This is a genomic window from Halobellus sp. H-GB7 (assembly GCF_030848585.1).
Classification (GTDB): domain Archaea; phylum Halobacteriota; class Halobacteria; order Halobacteriales; family Haloferacaceae; genus Haloquadratum; species Haloquadratum inordinatus.
This window is the reverse complement of record NZ_JAVDDW010000001.1, coordinates 277,213-294,426: the sequence shown is the minus strand read 5'-3', so window position 1 is coordinate 294,426 and position 17,214 is coordinate 277,213. Positions and strand designations below refer to the sequence as shown.

The window sequence follows — 17,214 nt, the reverse complement described above, 5'->3', positions numbered from 1 at the left end:
AGAATCTCGGACACGCTGGCCACCCACTGAGCCGCACTCTCACGGTCGTTCGCCCGGTTCTCGGAACCGCCGACGTTATCAGCGTCGACCGGCTACGGCGTTGCAATGAGTCAGGACGGCGCCACGGAGGGTGATCTCCGAAACACCGGGATGTCGCTGAAGCACGACCGGGAGTGGGACTACGAACTCGACCGCATCGTCGAAGCCATCGAAGAACGTGACGCGACGAAAGTCGGCCTGCAGTTCCCCGAGGGGCTGAAGCGCCGCGGGCCGGCCGTCGCCGACGACCTCCGAGAACTGTGCGACGACGACGTGACGTTTATGCTGTCGGGACAGCCCTGCTACGGCGCGTGCGACCTCGACACCTACCTGATGCGGCGGACCGACGTGTTCGTGCACTTCGGCCACTCGCCGATGAAGGAATCGGAGAACATCATCTACGTGCCGCTGTTCTCGAACGTCGACCCGTTCCCGATCCTCGAAGAGGCCGTCGACGAGTTGCCCGAAGAGGAGGTCGGTCTCGTGACGACGGCGCAGCATATGAATCGCTTCGAGGAGATGGTCGAGTGGCTCGAAGAGCGCGGCTACGACGTCCACACCCGCCGCGGCGACGACCGCCTGACCTACGAGGGGCAGGTCCTCGGCTGCAACTACGCCTCGGCCGACATCGACGCCGATCAGGTGCTCTACGTCGGCGGCGGGAAGTTCCACCCGCTCGGCCTCGCGATGGAGCACCCCGAGAAGAAGGTTCTCATCGCAGACCCCGTCAACAACGTCGTCACCGTCGCGGACACGGAGAAGTTTATGAAACAGCGGTACGGCGCGGTCCACCGCGCGATGGACGCCGAGAAGTGGGGCGTGATCTTCTGTACGAAGATCGGCCAGGGTCGGATGGAGATCGCAGAGTCCATCATCGAGGACAACGACGACGCCTACCTTATCACGATGGACGAAGTGACGCCGGACAGGCTCAGGAACTTCGATATGGACGCGTTCGTCAACACGGGCTGTCCCCGCATCACGACTGACGACGGGCCGCGGTTCCACAAGCCGATGCTGACGCCCCAGGAGTACCGGATCGCCGTCGGCGACGAGCCGCTCGATTCGCTCTCGTTCGACACCTTCCACGGCACCTGGTAAGCGGCTCGACGGTACCGACCGGCGCGTGTGGCTTCCGCGGCGCGTCCCGCTCCCGCGTCGTGTTCTGCTTCCGCCACCCGTACCGCGAGCGTGCCGCTCCTGTTACTCGTCGTCGCCGACAGAGTCGCCACTAGCAGCGACCGCGTTTTCGACGTACTCAACCGCTCGTTCGGCGGTCTCGACCGCTTCGACGTGATTTGCGTCGTGCGTGCCGATGCCGGCCGTCGGCCGCTCGTAGACCGCAGCGTAGCCGAGTTCCGAGAGCGTCCCCCCGCTGCCGTCGACCGCGACGACGGCGTCGCCGTTCATCACGACGAGTGCGTTGCGCGCGTGCCCGAGGCCCGTCGCGATCACCTCGTCGACGAACGAGTTGGCATCGGCGCGGTCGTCCGTCGGGAGGATCCCGATCGTGTGTCCGCCGGCCTCGTCGGCGCCGCGACAGACGGCTTCCATCACGCCGCCGAGACCGCCGCAAACGACGGTGTGGCCCCGCTGCGCGATGTGTCGGCCCAGATTCGTCACCACTTCGGCCGTGTCGTCGTCGATCGTGCTGCCGCCGATGACGCTGATTCGCATAGCGGTCGCTCGGCGGGGATCGTGGAAGAACTTTCGTCTACGAGCGAACCTCGATGGCTTCGATGTCGGCCACCGGGGACAGCGAATCGAGGTCGTCCGCCGGGCCACACCCGCTTCGGCGCTGCATCCGGAGCGGGAGCACCCGGTCGTCGCCGACGACGGGGCTCTGGGTCTCGACGATGTACGCCTCGTGTCGAGTGTCGTGTGAGCACGGGACGAGACGCAGAACCCGTCGGTCGACGATCCCGTCGATGTCGACGTCTTTCTGCCGCGCGTCGATGGTCTCCTCGGTCACTGCGGCCACGCGGGTCACGATCGGCGACGCGAACTCCACGCTGCCGACGGTGAGTGTGTCCGTGTCGAGGGTGATCGCCACCTCGTCGCCCTCGCTCGCGCGTTCGATCTGCTCGAAGAGTTCGGCGGTCATCGGAGCCAGCTATGGAGGGAGCGCTCAAGAACCCTCCTACCGGGCGCCGCGTACGGTTACTCCGCGTCGCGAATCGGCGACCCGTCCGCGCGCTTCGGTCCCTCGGAGTCGTACACGACGACGCCCTCGGTATCGACGGGGCTGTAGTTGTCGCGGACGCCGATCGCCTCCTCCAGTTCGCGGACCGCGCGCTCTTTGAGCGCCGCCGCCAACTCCTCCGCGTCCGCGCGGGAGATGTCGCGACCCAGTCCTTCGCACTCGTGGGCGCGGACCATCCCGGCCTCGTCGACGGCCTCGCCCATCGGCTGGCTCGTCCCGCCGAGCGCGACGCTGAACGGGTAGGTCCGACAGATGAGCGGGCGGTCCTCGTGGACACGACAGGCTCCGAGGCCGGCTTCCTCACCCCCGTCGTCGTTCTCTTCGTAGAACACGCAGTCGCCGCAGGCGTCCGCCTGGATCGCCCACTCGAACGTCTCGCCCTGGGGGCCGTCCTCGCCCTCGGTGATCCCGTACGGCATCGGGCGGGCGACGTCGCGCCAGTCGTAGGATTCCGCGGCGTCGCCATCCGAAGCGTCGTCGTCCGAAGCGTCGTCGCTCGGTTCGTCACCGGCCCCGCTCGCGGCCGCCTGCAGCTCCCGTACTTCGTCGGGGAACACCGTCGCAGTGTGGGGCTCTCTGGTCTCGGAATCGGCGCTCTCGTGGCCCGTACAGCACGCGCCACAGCGCGTGCACTCGAAGCCGATCGACTCGATCGCGTCCGCCAGTTCCGACACCGACAGGTCGCGAGCGCGGGCGAGTTCGGTCTCCAGCGTCGGCGCGTCGCTCACGGTTTCTCTCACAGCGGCGCGGACAAAATCTTCTCGATCAGCAACAAACGCTCCGACGCCGACCCGTCAGCGCGCTTCGACGGTCTCGGCCGTTCGGTCGAACACGACCGAGTTCTCCACGTCCAGTTTATCGAGGTGCGCGACGACGGTCGCCCGCGCGAGATCACGGACCCCGGTGAGATCGGCGTCGTAGGCGGCGTCGAGCACCGCATCGACGCTTGTGGCACCCGATCGGACGGCATCGAGGACCCGCTGTTCGCGGTCGAGTCGGTGCCGAATCAGGCGTTCACAGGTGGCCCGCGTGTCCGCAATAGCGGGGCCGTGTCCAGGGAACAACTGCGATGGATTCCGGGCGTAGAGCCGCCGGAGTGCGACGAGGTACGCGCGGATGTCTCCCTCGGGCGCGGCGACGGCGACGCTCCCCTCGGCGACGGCGACGTCGCCGCAGAGCGTCCCGCTCGCAGTCTCGAAGGCGACGTGGTCGGGCGCGTGCCCCGGCACGTCGATCACGGAGACGCCGTCACCGATCGGCAGTTCGCTCCCCTCGACGAACGTCCGATCGGGCCGGATCCCTGCAGCCCGCGCAAAGCGGTCTTCGCGGCCGCGACGACACCAGACAGTCGCGCCCGTCTCGGCGGCGTACGATTCGACACCACCGATATGGTCGGAGTGTGCGTGCGTGACGGCGATGTGGTCGACGGTGGCGTCGGCGACCGCGGCGTCGAGGTCGTCGGTCCGGGCGGGCGGATCGACGAGCAGTGCGGGATCGTCGCCGACGAGGTACGCGTTCGTCGAGCCGGTCGGCACGCGGCCGTCGACCGGGACGGAGATGCGGCGAACGGGGGCGTCGCGCTGGCGGGCCGAAGTCACGGCCCGAGCTACTGGCCGTCGGAAGAAAACGCTACCGTCACGGCTCCCGTAGTGAGTGAGCGGCGTGTAGAAGAAAAAGGAAAGCGACGGAGGACGAGTCGCCGAAGCCGTCAGGTGTTGAGGTAGTAGACCTGCTTTCGGGCGTCTTTGAAGCTGTATCGGGAGCCGACGAGGTCGGCGTCTTCCAGACGGTTGAGCGCGTAGCGGACGGTCCGGTCCGGAAGGAGCGATTCTTCGGCGAGTTGTCCCTGCGAGAGCGGCGCGTCGCCTTCGAGAACCTTGGCGACGAGTTTCGCGCTCGGCGGCAGCTCCCGGAGCCGGTCGCGGTACTCCGATTCCGAGAGGAGATCGTCGCCGTCGATTTCTGCGGTACTGGTGCTCATAGGCACACAGAGCAACGTATTGCTGGTAAATGTTGTCTACAAGTGAGACAATATAATCCGTAGACCTTAAACACATACAAGGGCGTAAAATTCGCATCCGAATACGGGGCAAGCGGACGGATCGTCGATCCGTTCAAGCGAGGGCGGACGCGACGCGCATCCAGTACGGTTTTAGTCCGCGAGCGTGGACTGGCAGATAGCGTGAAAGGAAAGGAGTGGTACCAGGCTGACGACGTCGCCCAGGAGTACGACTCGAAGCGGTTCTCACGGGGCGGGAGACTCATCGACAGCCGCGAGAAACGGGCCGTCGTCGAAGCGATCGGACCTGTCGAGGACAAAGACGTCCTCGAAATCGCCTGCGGGACGGGGCGGTTCACCGTGATGCTGGCCGAACGCGGGGCGAACATCGTCGGACTCGACATCTCCAACGCGATGTTGGCCCAAGGCCGCGAGAAGGCTCGGCAGGCCGGCGTCGACGACCACATCGAGTTCCTCCGCGGCGACGCCGCCCGGCTGCCCTTCCCCGACAACCACTTCGACGCCGTCTTCGCGATGCGGTTTTTCCACCTCGCGGAGACGCCGGCGAAGTTCATAGCCGAGATGGCTCGCGTCTCGAAAGACATCGTCTTCTTCGACACCTTCAACGAGCAGAGCACCCGCGTCGTCTACAATTGGCTGCTCCCGATGGGCTCGCATCTCTACTCCTCGGATCAGGTCGAACGGCTGCTCGACGGCGCCGGCCTGTCGATGGTCGACGCCGCACACGACTTCCTGCTCCCGTACGGCTTCTACCGCAAGATTCCGAACGGCATCGCCCAGGAGTTCCGCGACCTCGACACGTCGATCGGCGAGACGTCGGTCGGCGACGCGCTGGCGTCGGTCTCCTACTGGACTGCGACCGTCGACACCGCCAAGCACGGATAGCGCGAGCAGTTCCACGAGCGTCGTCTCGTACTCCGACCGCTCCGCCGCCGAATCGCCCGGCGAGTCCGAGTCGCGGTCGGCCCGAGGTGCGACATTTAAGTTCTCGTGTCGCAACCGACGGGTATGGAGCTCTCGGTAGTGGTCCCGACCCTGAACGAACGGGACCATCTCGCGGCCACGCTCGACGTCCTGGCCGCGCACGCCCCCGACGCCGAGGTCGTGGTGGTCAACGGCCCCTCGGCCGACGGGACGACGGGGATGATCCGTGACCGAGACGACGTCGACGTGCTCGTGGAAGTCTCCGATCGGACGCTGAACGTCTCTCGCAACGCGGGGATTCGAGCCGCGTCGGGCGACGTCGTCGCTTTTCTCCGACACGACCTCGCCATCGAAGAGGGCTGGACGACCGCCATCGAAGCAGGGCTACAGAACGCGGCAGTCGTGACGGGTCCCATCCACGAGACGCTGCCGGCCGGGATGACGACGACCGCGCCGGAGACCCGGCAGATCCGCGGGCGCGACGTGACGTACTTCAACGGCGGCAACGTCGCCTTCCGCGCCACGGTGCTCGACCGCCTCGACGGCTTCGACGAGTACCTCGAAACCGGAGGTGCACGCGACGCCGCACACCGACTTGCCGGACTCGGCTACGACGTCGCCTGGGAGTCAGAGATGTCCGTCCGCACGGAGTACGAAGCCGATGGCGGGGTCGACGAACGCGACCACAGGTGGAAGTATCGGGCGCTGACGTATCGGCTGGTGAAAAATTACGGCCTCCGCCCGACCGTCCTCCGTCGGATCGTTTCGCACGCGGGCTCGGATGCGATTGCGGCCGCCCGCGACGTCGTCGCAGGCGATGCCACACCGACGGGCTGGGTCGGCACCGGACGCGACGTGGTCGCCGGCGTCGCGACCGGCTGGTCGGACGGCCTCGTCGCTCGCGCGAGAGATCAGAGCCCGACCCGGAATCCGCACGGCTGCTCGAAGCGCGCCGACCGGGCGGTCGCGAGGTACGACTGGCGCTGACCGCGGGCCCGAACCGGGAAGTCATAGGGGTTATCGTACGTCCTCATAGATGTCTCGCCAGACGATACGGCGAGAATCTCCGAACAGTGACGATAATCCCTATCAGTCTTCGCCGGGCGCGAGTCCGGGGACGACCCGTGAGGGGTTCGTCGAGAACGCGCGCCGCATCGCGTCCTCGGAGACGTCGAGCGTCAGAATCTCCATCACGCCGACGTTCGGGTGCGTCTCGGGTGCCCCGCTCCCGAACAGCACGCGGTCGGGATGTTCCAGCAGCGCGCGTTCGAGGACGCTCCGGAAGTGGACGTGTTTCGTGTCCAGATAGAGCTGATCGTACTGATCGAGGAGTTCGATGGCCTCGAGCATCAGTTCGCGGTCGAGCGGGTAGCCGCCGAAGCCGGCGAGAACGACCGGGAAATCGCGATCCAAGAGCGTCTCGGCGACCGCCGCGGGCGGAAACTCGCGGCCGCCGTCGACGACGACCGGGAGTCCGACGTCCTCCAGTTGATCCAGCGTCGCCTCGTCGGGGAGCCCGTCTCGGTCGGGGGCGAGCGTGAAGCCGTGAAACCGGTCGTCGTAGGCGTACTGCTCGATGTCCTCGGGACTGGCGTGGTGTGACGCCCGCGAGGCGGTGAGGTTACGGAGCCGAGCAGACGCACGGGAACTCGGATCGCGCGGGCCGTCGATGCGCGCGAACGCGAGAAACGGGCGTTCGACGCTCAGCCGCGCGACCGCGTTGTTCGCCCGGAGGTACCCCTCGTCGGCGGGGCGGCTCCCCGGCGAAACGACCGCCTTGACGACGCCCGCCTGGTGGAGTTCGCGTTCGAGCGATTCGGGCGTCGTCTCGCGGCCGCGGCTCGCGACCTCCGCCTCGTCGGTCGGATCCAACCGCGCGTGGAGGTCGACGACCCGAAACCCGTGGTTCAACTCGAGCATCGTCGGACACTGTCGCGGCGACGCAAATATACCTTGGCGAATGCGTCCGCTGCGTGCGGGCGGCTCCCGTCGTGCCCTGGCACCCCGTGAAACATACATAAAGTGTCACAAACCGTCGCTCGCTTGCTGGCACTCCGTATCGAGACACACACAATCACGCTTAGAAGACCCTTAGCGGCATTCAGACCCTGAAATCCGAAATGTACATATAGAACTGCTAACGTCTTTCCCGTCGAGGTTCCATAAATATGTCGACACGTATGCAGCCACTGTACGTTCTCTCCGGAAGCAGCGAGCGCACCCGCGGGGGTGACGCACAGGACTCGAACATCCGGGCGGGCAAGGCCGTCGCGAGCGCCGTTCGGACGACGCTCGGTCCGCGCGGGATGGACAAAATGCTCGTCGATTCGGGGGGCAACGTCGTCGTCACCAACGACGGCGCGACGATCCTCGAGGAGATGGACATCGAACACCCGGCCGCTCAGATGATCGTCGAGGTCGCACAGACCCAAGAAGAGAGCGTCGGCGACGGCACCACCACCGCATCGGTACTGACGGGCGAACTCCTCTCGCACGCAGAGCACCTCCTCGACGACGACCTCCATCCGACGGTCATCATCGAGGGCTACAACGAGGCCGCCCGACTCGCCCAGGAGGCAATCGAGAACCAGGTGCTCGACGTGACACTCGACGACGACGTGCTGGCGGCCGTCGCGGAGTCGTCGATGACCGGCAAAGGAACCGGCGACGTCACCGCCGACGTGCTCGCGCGCCACGTCGTCGACGCCGTCCGCGCGGTCCACGACGGAAGCGAACCCTTCGACGCCGACGACGTGCGCATCCTCACCCGCACGGGCGCGTCGTCGTCGGCGACCGAACTAGTCGAGGGCGTGGTCGTCGACAAGTCGCGCGCTCACGACGGAATGCCCCGATCCGTCGAGGACGCGACAGTCGCCGTCCTGACGACGAAACTCGACGTCCGCGAGGGCGAAGCCGGCACCGAATACAGCATCTCCTCGGTCGACCAACTCGAAGCCGCGATCGAGGCCGAAGACGCGGAACTCCGCGGGTACGCGACGGCACTGGCGGACGCCGGCGTCGACGTCGTCTTCTGCACGAAGTCGATCGCCGACCGCGTCGTCGACCACCTCGCGCGGCAGGGCATCCTCGCGTTCAAGAGCGTGAAGTCCGCGGATGCGCGCGCTATCGCCCGGGCGACCGGCGCGAAGCAACTCGGCGACGTGCGCGATCTCGATCCCGCCGACTTCGGCCACGCAGACCGGATCGCGACCCGGACGTTCGGCGACGACGAACTCACCTTCGTCGAGGGCGGCGACGCCGCGAAAACGGTGACGCTCCTGCTCCGCGGCGGGACCGAACACGTCGTCGACGAACTCGAACGGGCGATTTCGGACGCCGTCGACGTCACCGTCGCCGCGATCGACGCGGGCGGCGTCGTCCCCGGCGCCGGCGCGACCGAAGTCGCGGTCGCAGATCACATCCGCTCGGCAGCGAGCGGCGTGCAGGGACGCAAACAGCTCGCGGTCGAGGCCTTCGCCGACGCCGTCGAGGCGCTCCCGCGCACGCTCGCGACGAACGCCGGAATGGACCCGATCGACGCCGTCGTCGAACTCCGATCGACGTTCGACCGCGACGGCGTCGCGGGGATTCTCTCGACGGGGCGAACTGGCGAAGTTGGCGACCCGATCGAGGCGGGCGTTTTCGACCCCGCGGCCGTGAAGCGCGAAGCCGTCACCGCCGCCACTGAAGCGGCGACGATGATCATCCGCATCGACGACGTCATCGCCGCGAAGTAAGCACGTCTCGCTCCCAATAAGCGTCCTTCCCCCAGAAGCGCGCCTCACTCCGAGAGTACGACGTCGTCACCGGGGGCGAGGTCGAACGCCTCGTCCCCACGACCCCTATTCACGTCGCATTCGACGTAGCCGTGGCTCCCGACAGTCACCAGGCGTGCGCCCTCGGGAACGTCCGCGAACGCAGTCGCGACGGTCGCGGAGGTGCCGTTCACGCCGAGGTCGTCGCCCTCACGACCGTCGAGGAAGGAACCGGGGACGTTCGTGATCGCGTTGCCGAAGTCGTCGACGACGAGGACTTCGCCGCGCGCCTCGTTCGCGCTGGGGTCCAGCGTCGGTTCCGGGAACCGGCAGTCGACGACTGTTTCGGGTGCGTCAGCGGCGACGAACGTCTCCGCGTGTGTCACCGCGTCGATCGATCCGACGGCGTCGACGCCTGCTTCGTGGACTTCGGCGGCCACGGGAGCGAACACGTCCCGTCCGTGGAACGTCGACGAGGCGGGGTCGGCGTGGTCGTAGACGAAGCACTCGATGGGGACGGTCTCGTCAGTGTTCGCAGCGAGGCGACGCGCCGCCGGCAGCAACACGCCGTTGTCGGGGCCGACAAGCGCGTGCTCACCCGCGCGGACGACGAGCGCGTCGCGGTCGGTGCCGACGCCGGGGTCGACGACGACGAGGTGGACCGCGGGCGGGAAGTACGGGAGTGTCTCGCGACACCAGAACGCGGCGGCGCGGACGTCCTGGCGGGGGAGATCGTGGGCGACGTCGACGAGGCGGGCGTCGGTGTGCTGGAGGACGACGCCTTTCATCGCGGCCGGGTACGGGGAGCCGAAGTCGGAGGCGAGCGTGAGCATTACTCTCTCACTCGGGGTCCGTACTGCTGTCGCCGTTAGTAGCGTCGGTGTCGCTGACGCTCTGGATGCGCTCTATGCCGTTGATCTCCTCGACGACGTCGACGACGGGGTCCGGCACCAGACTCTGCCAGTCCTCGCCGTGGATCATCCGCGAGCGGAGTTCCGCGCCTTCGAGGACGTCCCGATTGAACATCGGCGACTGGCGGACGTCGACGCCCGCCTCCGAGAACAGTTGGATGACGAGCGGGTTGTTGGAGTAGGCGACGTCGAACGCGGGCGACATACTCTGGACGTGGCTCACCCAGACGGAGTTCCGGTCGAGGTCCTCGATCGGGACCGCGTAGGTAGTGATATCGAGGTCCGAGACGGACTTCGTCACCATCATCACGCGCTCGCCGGCCGTGAACGGATTCCGCGGGCTGTGAGAGTCGCCAGCCGATCCGATCCCGAGGACGAGTTCGTCGACCTCACGTGCGATCTCCTCGACCATCCGGTGGTGCCCGTTGTGGTAGGGCTGGAACCGGCCGATATAGAACCCCCGCATACCACAACTGTGGCTGCCATCATTTATAAATACCCCGAGACGCGGCAGAGCGGTAATACAGCACATAAGCGGCCTGAAACAGTCGATATCGAGGGTGCAGGCCCGATACATTCGAGGAGAAAGTATATCAGTCGCCCGGCCTACCGTATAGGTAGCGAAGGATTCTATGAGTAACGACACGGAAGCCGACGAGAACGCCCCCGAAGAGGGGGGCGGCGTCACCGACGAGGCGCCCGACTCACCGCCGTCTGACGGCAGTGAGCGGTTCCCCGACGGGGTCGCCGACGAACCGTCCGACGGAGCCGTCGGACCCGACGAGCGAGGCGACCGTCCCGGAGACCGGAACGGTCAATCCGATGGAAGCGTCGAGGGAACCATCGAGGACCTCGGAAGCGACGTCGAAGTCGACGCCGAGGTCGCAGAGGACGTCGACGAAGACGACCTCCTCGGTGGACTGCGGATCGACTCCACGGAAGAGATCGACGTTCCGGACCGGCTCGTCGACCAGGTCATCGGGCAGGAACACGCCCGAGACGTGGTAATGAAGGCTGCAAAGCAACGGCGGCACGTGATGATGATCGGCTCGCCCGGGACGGGCAAGTCGATGCTCGCGAAGGCGATGTCGGAGCTGCTGCCGCCCGAAGAACTGCAGGACGTCCTCGTCTATCACAACCCCGACGACGGGAACAACCCCAAGGTTCGGACCGTTCCCGCCGGGAAAGGCGAGCAGATCGTCGAGGCCCACAAAGAGGAAGCGAGAAAGCGCAACCAGATGCGCTCGTTCCTCATGTGGATCATCATCGCGATCGTCATCGGCTACTCGTTCATCATCGCCGGGCAGATCCTGCTCGGCATCCTCGCAGCCGGTGTCATCTACCTCGCGTTCCGCTACGGCTCGCGCGGTGGCGACGCGATGGTGCCGAACCTCATCGTGAACAACGCCGACACGACGACCGCGCCCTTCGAGGACGCGACCGGCGCCCACGCCGGTGCACTGCTCGGCGACGTCCGCCACGACCCGTTCCAGTCCGGTGGGATGGAGACGCCGAGCCACGACCGCGTCGAACCCGGCGCGATCCACAAGGCGAACAAGGGCGTGCTGTTCATCGACGAGATCAACACGCTCGACATCCGCAGCCAGCAGCACCTGATGACGGCGATCCAGGAGGGCGAGTTCTCGATCACCGGCCAGTCCGAGCGCTCCTCGGGCGCGATGGTCCAGACCGAACCCGTCCCGACGGACTTCATCATGATCGCCGCGGGGAACCTCGACGCGATGGAGAATATGCACCCCGCCCTGCGCTCGCGGATCAAGGGCTACGGGTACGAGGTGTATATGGACGACACCATCGAGGACACCCCAGAGATGCGCCGGAAGTACGCCCGCTTCGTGGCCCAGGAAGTCAGCAAGGACGGCCGCCTGCCGGAGTATTCCGCCGAGGCGATCGAGGAGATCATCCTCGAAGCGCGGCGGCGTGCCGGCCGCAAGGGCCACCTGACGCTCAAACTGCGTAATCTGGGTGGGCTCGTCCGGGTTGCCGGCGACATCGCCCGCTCGGAGGACGCCGACGCTGTCACGCGCGATCACGTGCTGCAGGCGAAGGGTCGCAGCCGCTCGATCGAACAGCAGCTCGCGGACGACTACATCGAGCGCCGGAAGGACTACGAACTGCAGGTCTCGGAAGGCTACGAGGTCGGCCGCGTCAACGGGCTCGCCGTGATGGGCGAAGACTCGGGCATTATGCTCCCCGTGATGGCCGAAGTCACGCCGTCGCAGGGTCCCGGTGAGGTCATCGCGACCGGCCAGCTGAAGGAGATGGCCCAAGAGGCCGTCTCGAACGTCTCGGCGATCATCAAGAAGTTCTCCGACGAGAACATCTCCGAGAAGGACATCCACATCCAGTTCGTCCAGACCGGCCAGCAGGGCGTCGACGGCGACTCCGCGTCCATCACCGTCGCGACCGCGGTCATCTCCGCGCTCGAAGATATGGGCGTCGATCAGTCGCTCGCGATGACCGGCTCGCTGTCGGTCCGCGGCGACGTGCTCCCGGTCGGCGGGGTCACGCACAAGATCGAGGCCGCCGCCAAGTCCGGCTGTGACCGGGTCATCATCCCGGCCGCGAATATGCAAGACGTGATGATCGAAGAGGAGTACGAGGAGATGGTCGAGATCATCCCCGTCTCCCACATCAGCGAAGTGCTCGACATCGCGCTCGAAGGCGAGCCCGAGAAGGACTCGCTCGTCGACCGCCTCAAGAGCATCACCGGCTCGGCGCTCTCGCAGGGTGAGAACGTCTCCGGACCCTCTAGCCCGAGCCCGCAGTAACGTCTATGCCCCAGTGGGCGACGTTCGCCGGATTCGCGTTCGTCGTCACCGCGGGACTCCTCTTACTTTCGCACGCGTCACGCGGCGTGCTTTCCGAACGAGATCACACACAGAGCGACGGCGACGTCGATCAGCAGGGGCGAGCCGCGAGGCCGCGATCGACCGACGCCGATAGTGAGACCGGCGCGAACGCCGCCGCTCGCGGCTCGGAGACAGATCACGGCGAGCCCACCGAAGTCGGAGCGTTTCAGCGCGTCGACGCGACCGACGAGGCTGCGAAGGCGCGCCACGACGAGGAGACGATCGTGCTGCCGAAGTCCGGCGTCGAGTACCGGGTGACAGATGCGGGTCTGAATCAGGGCGGGTCCGCGCCCGCACGGGAACTCTCGACCGCGTCGCTACTCGCGAACGTCGCCGTCTCGCAGGGCCTCTTTGGCGTGCTCCTGCTCGCAGGTGCGTGGTACGCCGAGATCCCCGCGTGGGCGTTCGGCGTCGCTGCAGAAACTGTCAGCGTGCGCGCCCTCGCGATCGGCGTCGGCCTCGGCCTCGCGCTCTACGCCGCGAACGAGGCCGGCGCGGCCGTCGGCGCCCAGTTCGGACTCGGCGAGGGTGAGCGACTGCGAAGCGCGCTCGCACCGGACACGCTGCTCGGTTGGGCGGTCCTGTTGCTCGTCGTTTTGCCCATCATCGCGGGCTTCGAGGAACTGCTCTTTCGGGGAGCACTCGTCGGCGTCGTCGCGGCCGGCTACGACGTCTCACCGTGGGTGATGGCCGTCGTTTCCTCGGGTGCATTCGCGCTTGGACACGGCGCACAGGGTCGCCTCGGTGTGCTCGTGACCGGGACGCTGGGCTTCGTCCTCGCGGCGGCGTTCGTCGTGACTGGAAGTCTCCTCGTCGTCGTGGTCGCGCACTATCTCGTGAACGCGCTGGAGTTCGTCGTGCACGAAGGACTCGGCGTCGAGTGGGCACGCGATAACTGATAGCGTGGGCCGCGCCGACGTTCTGCAGGTCTCCTCAAACCGACTCGATCTCTCGCAACCGTTCTGTGACCGACGCGGGCGCGCCGCTGGGGGCGTCGCGGACGCGATGGTCCGGGACGAAAAGCGGCACCGGATTCTCCGCTAACGCGGCTCGCGCAGTTTCCACGTCCTCGGCTTCGTCGGGGTCGAGGTCGGCCATCCGCATCACGCGGTCCAGTGACACCGTCTCGCCGTAGGGGACGTTGCGCGTCGCTTCCAAGACGCGCCGCTGTTCGGTCGGGACCGTGAGTGCGACCTCGACGTCGTCGAAGTGGTCGGACGCGCCGTCGAGGTACGCGAAGGCGCGATCCAGCAGCGGGTGATCGGATGCTGCGTCCGCCGGCGGCGACGCCGGGAACGAGACGCTGATCACGCGGCCGCTGGCGATCCCGATCTCGATCGACCGGCCCAGCCGGTCGGATTCGCGGGCGAAGACGCCGACGTCCATACTCCCGCGTTGCGCGCCATCGTTCTTGAACGTTCGCGATACAGGACCGGCGTCGCTCCGCTGACCGCCGAGGATGGACCCGGCCGCGACGCGCAAGCCTTATGTGCAAATGCGTCCGTTAATGGACATAGATGAACGCTAGTGAGGACAAACTTGCCCCCGAGGTGCGGTCGATCCTCGCGGCGGCCCGCGAGCGGTCCGGCGGTGAGGGGACGCTCGACGTCGACGCGCGGTCGTTCCCCGAGGCGGTCGCGACGGCGGAGGCGGCCGGACGCGTCCCCGTCGTCGCCGAGGTCAAGCCGACCAGCCCGACGACCGACGGCGAACGGACCGACGATCCGGTCGCGCTCGCGCGTGAGATGGTTGCGGGCGGCGCGACGGCGCTGTCGGTGCTGACCGAGCCAGAACACTTCGGCGGGTCGACGGAGAACCTCCGGCGCATCCGCGAGGCCGTCGACGTACCGGTGCTTCGCAAGGACTTCGTCGTCCGCGAGGAGCAACTCGACGTCGTCGAATCGGATCTGGTCTTACTCATCGCGCGCTTCCTCGACGAGGACGACACGGACTCCCTCGCGGCCCTGTACGAGGCGGCCGAAGAGCGGGGGTTCCAGCCGCTCGTTGAGGTTCACACGCGCGCGGAACTCGACCGAGCGCTCGACGTCGGCGCGGAGATCATCGGCATCAACAACCGTGACCTGGGGCAGTTAGAAGTCGATCTGGGGACGTTCGAGCGTCTCTCCCCCCACGTTCCCGAGGACGTGACACTCCTCGCCGAGAGCGGCGTGGCGAGCGTCGACGACGTCCGGCGGATGCGCGCCGCGGGCGCGGACGCGCTCCTGATCGGGACGGCCATTATGGACGGCGACGTCGAGACGAACACCGAGCGACTCACCACGGCCGACGCCGAGCGTACGAACAGAGATTCGACGGCGGAGGCGGCAAGCACAGACGCGACAGCGGTGACAGACGCGAAAACGACAGACACAGCCACGGATACCGACACACGATGACACAGCAATACGCGGACGGCAAGTTCGGCAAGTACGGTGGACAGTACGTACCAGAGGCGCTGATGCCGGCGATCGAAGAGTTGACCGACGCCTACGAGCGCTACGTACTGGAGAACGAGGACGGGTTTATGGACGAGTTCCGCGCGCGACTGCGGGACTTCGGCGGGCGACCGACGCCGACCCAGCACGCCGAGCGCCTCTCAGAGCGCTACGGCCGCGAGGTCTACTTAAAGCGCGAGGACCTGCTCCACGGCGGCGCGCACAAACTCAACAACGCGCTCGGCCAGGTCCTCCTGGCGAAGTATATGGGCAAAGAGCGGATCGTCGCCGAGACCGGCGCGGGACAGCACGGCACCGCGACGGCGATGGCGGCAGCCCACCTGGATATGCCCTGTGAGATCTACATGGGCGAGCGCGACATCAACCGCCAGCGCCCGAACGTCTTCCGGATGCGGCTCAACGGCTCGGAGGTCAATCCGGTCACGACCGGCCGCGGCACGCTGAAAGAAGCCATCTCCGAGACGATGCGCGACTGGGCGACGAACGTCGAGGACACCCACTACGTCATCGGGTCGGTCGTCGGCCCGCATCCCTTCCCGGCCATGGTTCGGGACTTCCAGGCGGTCATCTCCGAGGAGGCACGCCGCCAGCTTCGCGAACAGACGGGCGGACTCCCGGACTCGGTGCTCGCGTGCGCCGGCGGCGGGTCGAACACGATGGGGACGTTCGCGCACTTCGTCGACGACGAAGACGTCGGGCTGTACGCCGTCGAGGCCGGCGGCTCGACGCTCGAAGTCGACGAGGAAGCGGGAGTCGCGCCGAACTCCGCGTCGCTGTCGACGGGCGAGGAGGGCGTCCTTCACGGGGCGCGGACCAAGCTCCTCCAGGACAGCGACGGCCAGATTATGGAGAGCCACAGCGTCTCCTCCGGCCTCGACTACGCCGGCGTCGGCCCCGAACTCGCCCAGCTCGTCGACGAGGAGCGCGTGAACGCGGTCAACGTCGACGACGACTGCGCGCTGGAAGCGTTCCACCGGCTCTCACAGCTCGAAGGCGTGATCCCCGCGCTGGAGACAGCCCACGCGTTCGGCTACCTGGAAGAAAATTACGAGGACCTCGGGGAGACGGTTCTGGTGAACGTCTCCGGCCGCGGCGACAAAGATCTCGAAACCGTCATCGAGGAGACCGAAAATCGAGACATCGAGGCCGCGCCGTCGCTGGCGGAGTTCTCGGGGGGGATCTGAGATGGCCGACGACCTCGACGCCGCATTCGCCGACGGGCCGGCGTTCGTCCCGTATCTCGCCGCCGGCGACCCCGACTACGAGTCCTCGCTGAAATACGTCGAGGCGCTCGAACGCGGCGGCGCGGACGTCATCGAACTCGGCCTCCCCTTTTCGGAACCGGTCGCCGAGGGATCGACGATCCAGAACGCCGTCGTGCGGGCGCTCGAAGGGGGGATGACCCCGGATCGGTTCTTCCAGTTCGTCGACGACCTCGACGTGGACGTTCCGCTGGTCTGTATGACCTACTACAATCTCATCTTCCAGTACGGCGACGAGCCCGGGCCGCGGCCGTTCGTCGAGCGCGCCGCGGAACTCGGCCTCTCGGGGTTCGTCGTCCCCGACCTCCCTGCAGAGGAGGCCGACCCCCTGCGGGACGCGTGCGACGAGTTCGGACTCGACCTCGTCTTCATCGTCGCTCCCACGACGCGCGGCGAGCGCCTAGACCGAATTATGTCGCAGGTCTCCGGCTACGTCTACGTACAGGCGCGGCTGGGCGTCACCGGCGCGCAGGACGACGTTTCCGGACAGACCGAGGAGAGTCTCGAACGCCTCGCCGACTACGACGTGCCGAAGGCCGTCGGGTTCGGGATCAAGACCGGCGATCACGCCGAGCGGATCGTCGCCGCCGGGGCGGACGGAATCATCGTCGGGAGCGCGCTCGTTGACATCGTCGCTGAAGGTCACGAGACCGGGAAATCCGCGGACGCCGTCGCCGCGCGGCTGGAAGAGAAGGCCCGCGAACTGAAGGACGGCGCCCTGCGCGGATACGAACAACGCGTGCCCCAAGCGGAAGGCAAATAACCGACGGT

Annotated in this window: 18 protein-coding genes; 9 read left to right on the top strand and 9 right to left on the bottom strand. The window is 66.9% G+C overall.

The annotated features are described in order from the left end of the window. The first annotated feature begins 105 nt into the window (after positions 1-105). Positions 106-1,140, top strand: a complete 1,035-nt coding sequence (dph2, locus tag RBH22_RS01600) for a diphthamide biosynthesis enzyme Dph2 (RefSeq protein WP_256287963.1) — start codon at positions 106-108, stop codon at positions 1,138-1,140. 102 nt (positions 1,141-1,242) lie between these two features. On the opposite strand, the gene RBH22_RS01595 is transcribed toward dph2, so the two are convergent. The 5 genes from RBH22_RS01595 to RBH22_RS01575 form a co-directional block, all read right to left on the bottom strand. Continuing rightward, the gene (locus tag RBH22_RS01595; RefSeq protein WP_306676342.1) at positions 1,243-1,716 is read right to left on the bottom strand and encodes a TIGR00725 family protein; all 474 of its coding nucleotides are present in this window, start codon (positions 1,714-1,716) and stop codon (positions 1,243-1,245) included. 37 nt (positions 1,717-1,753) lie between these two features. Next, positions 1,754-2,143: a hypothetical protein gene (locus RBH22_RS01590; protein ID WP_256546553.1), complete on the bottom strand. Its 390-nt coding sequence runs from the start codon at positions 2,141-2,143 to the stop codon at positions 1,754-1,756. Positions 2,144-2,199: 56 nt separating this feature from the next. Further along, complete coding sequence (locus RBH22_RS01585) at positions 2,200-2,970, bottom strand: YkgJ family cysteine cluster protein (RefSeq protein ID WP_306676341.1); 771 nt, start codon at positions 2,968-2,970, stop codon at positions 2,200-2,202. 66 nt (positions 2,971-3,036) lie between these two features. Then, entirely contained in the window at positions 3,037-3,840 is an 804-nt protein-coding gene (locus tag RBH22_RS01580) for an MBL fold metallo-hydrolase (protein WP_306676340.1), read from the bottom strand. Between the two features lie 110 nt (positions 3,841-3,950). Beyond that, a complete protein-coding gene (locus tag RBH22_RS01575) occupies positions 3,951-4,223 on the bottom strand; it encodes a helix-turn-helix domain-containing protein (RefSeq protein WP_306676339.1) in 273 nt (90 codons plus the stop codon). A gap of 201 nt (positions 4,224-4,424) precedes the next feature. Here RBH22_RS01575 and RBH22_RS01570 point away from each other — a divergent pair, with 201 nt between their 5' ends. Beyond that, positions 4,425-5,147: a class I SAM-dependent methyltransferase gene (locus RBH22_RS01570; protein WP_256546549.1), complete on the top strand. Its 723-nt coding sequence runs from the start codon at positions 4,425-4,427 to the stop codon at positions 5,145-5,147. A gap of 123 nt (positions 5,148-5,270) precedes the next feature. After that, entirely contained in the window at positions 5,271-6,173 is a 903-nt protein-coding gene (locus tag RBH22_RS01565) for a glycosyltransferase family A protein (RefSeq protein WP_256546548.1), read from the top strand. A gap of 102 nt (positions 6,174-6,275) precedes the next feature. Here the strand turns inward: RBH22_RS01565 and RBH22_RS01560 are convergent, their stop codons facing one another. Continuing rightward, entirely contained in the window at positions 6,276-7,106 is an 831-nt protein-coding gene (locus tag RBH22_RS01560) for an amidohydrolase family protein (RefSeq protein WP_256546547.1), read from the bottom strand. Between the two features lie 248 nt (positions 7,107-7,354). Between RBH22_RS01560 and thsA the strand changes: the two genes are divergently transcribed. Then, positions 7,355-8,923: a thermosome subunit alpha gene (gene thsA, locus RBH22_RS01555; protein WP_306676338.1), complete on the top strand. Its 1,569-nt coding sequence runs from the start codon at positions 7,355-7,357 to the stop codon at positions 8,921-8,923. Between the two features lie 44 nt (positions 8,924-8,967). Here thsA and RBH22_RS01550 read toward each other — a convergent pair whose 3' ends face one another. Continuing rightward, the gene (locus tag RBH22_RS01550; protein ID WP_306676337.1) at positions 8,968-9,774 is read right to left on the bottom strand and encodes an SAM-dependent chlorinase/fluorinase; all 807 of its coding nucleotides are present in this window, start codon (positions 9,772-9,774) and stop codon (positions 8,968-8,970) included. A gap of 7 nt (positions 9,775-9,781) precedes the next feature. Beyond that, on the bottom strand, positions 9,782-10,318 hold the full coding sequence (locus tag RBH22_RS01545; protein ID WP_306676336.1) for a nicotinamide-nucleotide adenylyltransferase: 537 nt from the start codon (positions 10,316-10,318) through the stop codon (positions 9,782-9,784). A gap of 166 nt (positions 10,319-10,484) precedes the next feature. On the opposite strand from RBH22_RS01545, the gene lonB reads away from it, so the two are divergent. Together lonB and RBH22_RS01535 are read left to right on the top strand one after the other, a co-directional pair. Next, positions 10,485-12,644 carry an ATP-dependent protease LonB gene (gene lonB / locus RBH22_RS01540; RefSeq protein WP_256546543.1) on the top strand — a complete coding sequence of 720 codons (2,160 nt, stop codon included), beginning with the start codon at positions 10,485-10,487 and terminating at the stop codon, positions 12,642-12,644. A gap of 5 nt (positions 12,645-12,649) precedes the next feature. Further along, positions 12,650-13,624 (top strand): type II CAAX endopeptidase family protein, encoded by a 975-nt coding sequence (locus tag RBH22_RS01535; protein ID WP_256546542.1) that lies wholly within the window; start codon positions 12,650-12,652, stop codon positions 13,622-13,624. 34 nt (positions 13,625-13,658) lie between these two features. On the opposite strand, the gene RBH22_RS01530 is transcribed toward RBH22_RS01535, so the two are convergent. Continuing rightward, complete coding sequence (locus RBH22_RS01530) at positions 13,659-14,111, bottom strand: MGMT family protein (RefSeq protein WP_256546541.1); 453 nt, start codon at positions 14,109-14,111, stop codon at positions 13,659-13,661. Between the two features lie 131 nt (positions 14,112-14,242). Here RBH22_RS01530 and trpC point away from each other — a divergent pair, with 131 nt between their 5' ends. The 3 genes from trpC to trpA are packed head-to-tail and all read left to right on the top strand — an operon-like array spanning position 14,243 to position 17,206. Then, positions 14,243-15,121 (top strand): indole-3-glycerol phosphate synthase, encoded by an 879-nt coding sequence (gene trpC / locus RBH22_RS01525; protein WP_306676334.1) that lies wholly within the window; start codon positions 14,243-14,245, stop codon positions 15,119-15,121. Continuing rightward, positions 15,118-16,365, top strand: coding sequence for a tryptophan synthase subunit beta (gene trpB, locus RBH22_RS01520; protein ID WP_306676333.1), 1,248 nt, complete (start codon positions 15,118-15,120; stop codon positions 16,363-16,365). The genes trpC and trpB overlap by 4 nt, the downstream gene beginning before the upstream one ends. 1 nt (position 16,366) lies before the next feature. Continuing rightward, on the top strand, positions 16,367-17,206 hold the full coding sequence (trpA, locus tag RBH22_RS01515) for a tryptophan synthase subunit alpha (protein ID WP_256287946.1): 840 nt from the start codon (positions 16,367-16,369) through the stop codon (positions 17,204-17,206). Positions 17,207-17,214 lie beyond the last annotated feature (8 nt).